At 62.2% G+C, this 201-nt stretch carries 1 protein-coding gene; it reads left to right on the top strand.

What is annotated here, in order from left to right:
- Positions 1–201, top strand: a 201-nt coding sequence (locus QMX96_RS26995; protein ID WP_282362752.1) for an AMP-binding protein, incomplete at both ends; no start/stop codon positions are given.

Raw genomic sequence — 201 nt, 5'->3', positions numbered from 1 at the left:
ACTTCGGGCCGAGTGACGTGTGGAGCCTGTTCCACTCCTATGCCTTCGACTTCTCGGTGTGGGAGATCTTTGGTGCGCTGCTGTATGGCGGCAGGCTGGTCATCGTGCCGCAGGCCACCAGCCGGGCACCGGAAGAGTTCTTCCAGTTGCTGTGCGAGCAGGGGGTCACCGTGCTCAACCAGACGCCATCGGCGTTCAAAC

The sequence above is a fragment of the Pseudomonas sp. PS01300 genome (genome assembly GCF_029960155.1).
Taxonomy (GTDB): domain Bacteria; phylum Pseudomonadota; class Gammaproteobacteria; order Pseudomonadales; family Pseudomonadaceae; genus Aquipseudomonas; species Aquipseudomonas palmensis.
This window is presented reverse-complemented; position numbering and strand designations above follow the sequence as displayed.